At 39.0% G+C, this 5291-nt stretch carries 12 protein-coding genes and 1 pseudogene; 11 read left to right on the forward strand and 2 right to left on the reverse strand.

Features of this window, described 5'->3' with window-relative positions; translation table 11 throughout:
* From AB5642_RS19460 to AB5642_RS19495, 8 genes and pseudogenes are all read left to right on the forward strand, one after another.
* Nucleotides 1-198, forward strand: a pseudogene (locus AB5642_RS19460) (hypothetical protein); the annotation flags it as partial.
* Between the two features lie 8 nt (nt 199-206).
* Nucleotides 207-515, forward strand: a complete 309-nt coding sequence (locus AB5642_RS19465) for a hypothetical protein (RefSeq protein WP_368371895.1) — start codon at nt 207-209, stop codon at nt 513-515.
* 35 nt (nt 516-550) lie between these two features.
* Nucleotides 551-880, forward strand: a complete 330-nt coding sequence (locus tag AB5642_RS19470) for a DUF6442 family protein (protein ID WP_005608366.1) — start codon at nt 551-553, stop codon at nt 878-880.
* Complete coding sequence (locus tag AB5642_RS19475; RefSeq protein WP_003865061.1) at nt 877-1083, forward strand: helix-turn-helix transcriptional regulator; 207 nt, start codon at nt 877-879, stop codon at nt 1081-1083. Before AB5642_RS19470 ends, AB5642_RS19475 begins: the two co-directional genes overlap by 4 nt.
* Nucleotides 1084-1092: 9 nt before the next feature.
* The gene (locus AB5642_RS19480) at nt 1093-1395 is read left to right on the forward strand and encodes a hypothetical protein (RefSeq protein WP_173719704.1); all 303 of its coding nucleotides are present in this window, start codon (nt 1093-1095) and stop codon (nt 1393-1395) included.
* A 19-nt stretch (nt 1396-1414) separates the two neighbouring features.
* On the forward strand, nt 1415-2212 hold the full coding sequence (locus AB5642_RS19485; protein ID WP_237926116.1) for a YhfC family intramembrane metalloprotease: 798 nt from the start codon (nt 1415-1417) through the stop codon (nt 2210-2212).
* A gap of 248 nt (nt 2213-2460) precedes the next feature.
* Nucleotides 2461-2646 carry a hypothetical protein gene (locus AB5642_RS19490; RefSeq protein ID WP_227159430.1) on the forward strand — a complete coding sequence of 62 codons (186 nt, stop codon included), beginning with the start codon at nt 2461-2463 and terminating at the stop codon, nt 2644-2646.
* Between the two features lie 7 nt (nt 2647-2653).
* Nucleotides 2654-2881, forward strand: coding sequence for an AAA family ATPase (locus AB5642_RS19495; RefSeq protein WP_227198817.1), 228 nt, complete (start codon nt 2654-2656; stop codon nt 2879-2881).
* A 601-nt stretch (nt 2882-3482) separates the two neighbouring features.
* Here AB5642_RS19495 and AB5642_RS19500 read toward each other — a convergent pair.
* The gene (locus AB5642_RS19500; protein WP_195379833.1) at nt 3483-3722 is read right to left on the reverse strand and encodes a helix-turn-helix domain-containing protein; all 240 of its coding nucleotides are present in this window, start codon (nt 3720-3722) and stop codon (nt 3483-3485) included.
* 131 nt (nt 3723-3853) lie between these two features.
* Between AB5642_RS19500 and AB5642_RS19505 the strand changes: the two genes are divergently transcribed.
* The 3 genes from AB5642_RS19505 to AB5642_RS19515 all read left to right on the forward strand — a co-directional run bounded on the left by AB5642_RS19505 (nt 3854) and on the right by AB5642_RS19515 (nt 4850).
* A complete protein-coding gene (locus tag AB5642_RS19505; protein ID WP_173719136.1) occupies nt 3854-4180 on the forward strand; it encodes a hypothetical protein in 327 nt (108 codons plus the stop codon).
* A 147-nt stretch (nt 4181-4327) separates the two neighbouring features.
* Nucleotides 4328-4537, forward strand: a complete 210-nt coding sequence (locus tag AB5642_RS19510) for a hypothetical protein (RefSeq protein WP_173719135.1) — start codon at nt 4328-4330, stop codon at nt 4535-4537.
* Complete coding sequence (locus AB5642_RS19515; RefSeq protein WP_173719134.1) at nt 4530-4850, forward strand: hypothetical protein; 321 nt, start codon at nt 4530-4532, stop codon at nt 4848-4850. The genes AB5642_RS19510 and AB5642_RS19515 overlap by 8 nt, the downstream gene beginning before the upstream one ends.
* Here AB5642_RS19515 and AB5642_RS19520 read toward each other — a convergent pair.
* Nucleotides 4845-5063: a TetR-like C-terminal domain-containing protein gene (locus AB5642_RS19520; protein WP_173719133.1), complete on the reverse strand. Its 219-nt coding sequence runs from the start codon at nt 5061-5063 to the stop codon at nt 4845-4847. The genes AB5642_RS19515 and AB5642_RS19520 overlap by 6 nt on opposite strands.
* Between the last annotated feature and the right edge of the window lie 228 nt (nt 5064-5291).

Below are 5291 nucleotides of genomic sequence, written 5' to 3' on the forward strand. Positions count from 1 at the left end.
GCCAAGAAAAAAGGAGTAAAAACCGGAATGGCATTATGGCAGGCGAAACAGGTTTGCCCGGAAATTATTTTTGTACCACCACGGATGGATTTATATTTGCGATTTTCTCAAATGGCAAGGGAAATCTATTCAGAGTATACAGATAAAATTGAGCCATGCAATATAGAGAAGAACAAATTTCATCTCAGTTTGATGTGAGCGAGACGATGGGAGATTATCGTGTATTCGGGAAAATTGCATTTAATGTATTAAGTGACATAAAAGGGAAGGATTATGTTTTAGACTCGGATTTTGACAAATTCAGAAATTGGCTTATGGGAGATGAAGATAAAGATTACGCCGGATTCCTTCCAGAATTTGAATCAAAACCGATGGCAGTTTTTCTTTTTCGGCAAGTATTCAAGAAGTCATTAAGTCGTGAGTATAATCGAAGTGGTAGAAAAGTTATCTCTTATATCGGTTGTAACTTTTTTATGAACTCTATTGACAAGAAAACTTGGTATGTGTATAATTAAAATGTGCAAAGAAAACTTGGCATGGAGGTGTTTTTATGAAAAAGGACGAAATCTTAAATGCAAGCAGAAAAGAACATCGCAATAAGGACTTGGCTGAAATGGAAGTGGTATATCAAGCCGGAAGTCACGCAAGCAGAGTTGGTGCTTTAGTGTGTTGTTTGCTTTCGCTGTTATCTTCTGTGCTTGCTCATACTATGATTTACAGTCCGTGGGTTATATACTTCAGCATTATTGCAACACAATGGTTAGTTCGTTTTATCAAAATGAAGCGAAAGAGCGATTTGGTCTTGACTGTTCTGTTTTTTGTGCTTTCCATTTTGGCATTTGTTGGATTTGTTAGCCACCTTTTAGAGGTGAGAATATGAAAGAACAATTACAACTGAAAAATCACTTAAAGGAAGTTCGCACAGAAGCAAATCTTTCTCAAGCTCAGCTTGCAGAAATGGTAGGGGTATCAAGAAATACCATTAGTTCTATTGAAACAGGACAGTTTAATCCAACTGCAAAATTGGCTCTAATTCTTTGTATTGCATTGGACAAAAAATTTGAGGAACTATTCTATTTTTAGGAGGTCATTATGGAAAATATTATAATGTTGATTTTGGGAGTGTTCATATCTGTTGTGGGAATTGTAAATATCAAAGGCAATATCAGCACAATTCACTCTTATAACAGGCGAAAAGTAAAGGAAGAAGATATACCAAAGTATGGAAAAACAGTCGGCACAGGAACGCTGATTATAGGAATATCTCTTGTATTAGGTTTTATTATTTCGTTTTGGAGTAAAATAATTATAGATTATATCATTCTTCCAGCAGTTATTGTCGGATTAGGCTTTATATTGTATGGACAGTTCAAATACAATAAAGGAATTTTTTGAGAATCAGGGAGGTATAAAGATGGAATTGAACACAATATCAGGTCTGGCGATAGCGGGAGTTATCTGCTCCGTTGTCCTCTCGATGGGGGTACCGATTGCTTTGTTCATTGCAGGAAGGGTGAAGCTTAAGGCAAGGATTTCCTCGTTCTTTATCGGAGCAGGAACCTATCTGCTGTTTGCCATGCTGTTGGAGCAGCTGCTGCATGTTCTTGTCATTCAGTTCTGCGGACTGAACGCACAGAGCAGGCCATGGCTTTACTATGTGTACGCGGCTTTGGCTGCAGCGGTTTTTGAAGAGACTGGAAGACTGATTGCCATGAAGTTCTGGATGAAGAAATGGCTGGATTTTCCAAATGCACTGATGTATGGAATCGGGCATGGCGGTGTGGAGGCCATTCTGATCGGAGGACTCTCCGGAATCAGCAATCTTGTGTCCATGCTGATGATCAACAGCGGAGCCATGCAGAATACGCTGGCGGCACTTCCTGCTGAGTCTGCAAACCAGACCGTGTCACAGCTGTCGGCCCTATGGACAACACCGGCACCACTCTTTTTTGTAAGCGGAATCGAAAGAATCAGTGCCATCACTCTACATATTGGGTTGTCACTGCTGATCTACCGGGCGGTAAAGGCAGGCAAATGCAGGACAGCGGCTTTTACAGCGGTTCTTGCATATGGGATTCATTTTATCGTGGACTTCTTTGCCGTGGCAGGTCCGGCGCTTCTTCCCATCTATGTGATTGAAATTGGTGTCTTTGTGATGGCAGCCGGAACTCTTGTTATGGCGTTGAAGATGGGAAGGATGGAAGAACTGTGAATTCCAGTTTTCTGCTATCATAAAACAGAATATATCTGATAGAACGCACCGTAGAAATACGGTGTTTTTTGTTACCCCAAACCCACAATTTCATACACAACCACAGGTTAGTACAAACACCTTGCGATTTTTTGAAAGGCTTAGAAAGGAAATTTTCCCTGATTTTCGCCCCGAGAAATGACACAAATAAGGCTTAATGTATCTTTCCTGTGGTTTTTATTTTCGGCAGGAAAGGAGGATTGCTTGCTATGCCGAGAATGAGCAAGAAGCGGAAACAAGAGTGGGCGTTGTTTCTGAATGAAAGAAATCGCATTACCTACAACGGACTTTGCAGAAAATGCAGTAGTGAATGTAAGCAGAGTTTTCGCTGTGTTGTGGTGCATTGCCCAAAATATTTATCGAAAAGGAGAACAAAGAACTATGAAAATGATTGAAAATGAAATGAATGTAACTGTACATCTTGAAATTATCAAGGCAAGCGAAATTGAGCCGAAAGAAGTGAAATGGCTGTGGTATCCGTATATTCCGTTTGACAAGGTTACTCTGTTGCAGGGCGATCCCGGCAATGGGAAAAGCAAGTTAATGTTATCAATCGCCGCCCTGCTCTCAAATGGAGAACCACTTCCATTTACTGATGAAGAAGAAACCGAGCCTATGACTAATGTATAATTGAATTATAAGTTGTAGAATCTCTACTGTAGTTACTTGCACATATTTATTCCAATGGGAGGGAATTTTGATTACGGGAGAAAATTTATTAGAAGAATTGACATTGGAGCAAAGGCAAAAATTACTGACATTGCCAGCCGAACTGAAACATTTCACTTAGACTCAATGGGCTGCAATATATGGGATCGAGCCTATGACACAAACACTTTTCGACAGTATTCAGTTGGAACGCTTGAAAGCATGAGAGGAACTGGAATCTGCTGCCCTGGATACATTTCTGAAATATCCAGAGTTTGCCCTTAATTACAGCAGTCGGCTCGAAAATGCCTTAAGCACTTCAAATACTATCTCTTCTGACGATACAGAAGAAAATTTTAAGAAATTATATGAAAAAATGCGGCATTCTACATATGAGAAATTTCAATATGATATAGGCGCATAAGCTAAGAAAAATCAGGAATATTAAAATTCTGACTTTCTTGTAAACAATTATGTCACATACGACATTATCTCAAATAAAAAACAGGGAACCCTCTTATCATCAAATTTTAGGATATACCTAGATAATAAAAGAGTTCCCTTTATTATGATTTATCTATTATTACTCATTCAGCTCTTCAAAGAAATCATTAAACTCACACTCAAAGATTTCTTTCATGGCCACCAGTTCGCTTACTTTAATATTCATCCGATTTGTTTCCAGCTTCGCATAGGTACTTTTGGAGATCTGGATCCCCTTGAGATTCATTTTAGCAATCACCTGATCCTGTGTAAGCTTTCGGCTATACCGTATTTTCTGTATGTTCCCGCCAATGTTCATATCCGGTCTGAGTTTCTGCATGATATTCCCTACCTTCACCAATAATTCGTTATTAAGAAACTTTTGTATTGATAATAGCCGAGAAACTTCATATAATGTTTCGTGATAAAGAAATATTTCATGTAAAAAATCACAAAGGAGAAAATGAATCAATGCAAGAACAAACAAGAACCCCCGTCTTCCAAAACAGTGACGGCACCTGGGGACACCTTACCAAAACCATAAATCCGCTTATCTGCACCATTGAATATGGCAGCAGTACCAGATTTTCCTCAAAAGAAGAAGCCGAAAAAAGTTATCAGAAATCCATGGATTCCTACCAGGATCTTCTTTCCATGCTAAAGAAGACCCGCAATGTTCCTTTTACCTTTTCAGAATACCTGGATTACTGGATCAAAGAAATCCAGGCCTTAAGACGTATAACCATCGCTAGGTCAAATGAAAAGAATGTTAAAGATCGTAGGAATCATTTTTTCTGATCATTGTGCTTATCGTAGCAACATTATTGATTTGGTTTTCTCAAAGCCGGCGGTAGTAGACGATTATATAAAGTTCAGACAAGCGGTGAGATTGAAACAAAGTATCCTGCTGTGTTAAAACATCTTGCTTCATGGGGATTTATTGTTATGGCAACCGAAGAAGAAAATTCGTGGAATGGGTTTTCTTCTGAGATGTGTTTGAGAACGATTATCAAGTTTAATGAGACAGAGACTATTGAAGGATGGGAATCGAATCCATTTTACGGTCGTGTTAATATTGATAACATTGGTGTTTCTGGACACTCTCAAGGCGGTGTAGGTGTTATCAATGCGGCAACAGAGAATAAGCATGGATAATATGATTAAGGCGATTTTCTCTGCAAGTCCAACGAATATGACGATGGCACAGGCTTTGCAGTGGGATTATAATCCAAGCCTAATTTCTATCCCTGTGTTTTTTGTATCAAGTATGGGCAATGGCGATGAAAATCTTGTTGTATCCGGCACTCAGCTTCAAGAAATATTTGATGCTGTTCCCGATACTGTTACGAAAGTGATGGCTCGAAGAACAGATGCAGAGCACGGCGATATGCTCAGCGTTGCCGATGGATATATGACAGCATGGCGGGAGTGTCATTTTCATTTGCTTTTTCTCTATCTTTCCCTATAGCATCCCATGCATACTAAGAAGAGTGCTCATTGTTTCTGCTGATTCGCACATACCACGTTTCAGCCATTCTTCAATCCAGCCGAGGATACCGTTGGCAACAAAGACAACGGTGTAGGCGGTCATATTATCCATTGTTTCAGAAGGTCCCCAAAGGGTAAGATAGCTTTCTTTGAATAAATGGAATAATCCACGCATCTGGATTAACATCATCATATCACCATGTTGTTTTAGATGCATAAAAAGATGCCCGAATAATTCTGCATTCGAGTCAGAGTTTTTTTGTTTCCATTCATTATCCCATTCGGATAGCAGCTGATAGAGATATTTTTTTATAATATCTTCTTTGTCAGCATAGTTCCTATAGAATGATATGATACCTCTAAAGTAGACAGATTAAATATAAAAATCTGTTACTTTGGAGGTATTTTTCATGCCAAAATC

This window comes from Ruminococcus sp. 1001136sp1_2201st1_G3_2201SCRN_220225, from assembly GCF_040924365.1.
Taxonomy (GTDB): Bacteria; Bacillota; Clostridia; order Lachnospirales; family Lachnospiraceae; genus Blautia_A; species Blautia_A faecis.